The sequence below is a fragment of the Chryseobacterium sp. SIMBA_028 genome (assembly GCF_046535285.1).
In the GTDB taxonomy this organism is placed as follows: Bacteria; Bacteroidota; Bacteroidia; order Flavobacteriales; family Weeksellaceae; genus Chryseobacterium.
The window spans coordinates 1-269 of the sequence record NZ_JAWRWZ010000314.1 but is presented as its reverse complement, the minus strand read 5'-3'; the positions used below and the strand labels follow the sequence as shown (position 1 = coordinate 269).

General features: G+C 62.1%; 1 protein-coding gene. It reads left to right on the top strand.

Features of this window, described 5'->3' with window-relative positions:
- Positions 1 to 50: 50 nt before the first annotated feature.
- On the top strand, positions 51 to 269 hold a 219-nt coding region (locus SCA31_RS23595; RefSeq protein ID WP_410699442.1), incomplete at its 3' end, for a hypothetical protein.

Below are 269 nucleotides of genomic sequence, written 5' to 3'. Positions count from 1 at the left end.
CAGCGAAATCGAGGCCCACATCCGGTCGACCTGGGGAAGGAGGTAACTGAATGTCGAGAAAGAACCTGCTTGAGATATCGAGCCCGAACGGGGAGCGACCCGAACCGGCACCTCACCGTGACAGCCGGCCGCTCGCGGGCCTTGCACCGGCGAACCGCTCCGGGTCGCCCGTCGGAGGTATTACGAAAACCCTCGGGAATATAACCGAGAAGATGGAGCGCGCCAGCGACCTTGAAAAGCAGCTGGCCGAAGGCCAGACAATCGTCGAG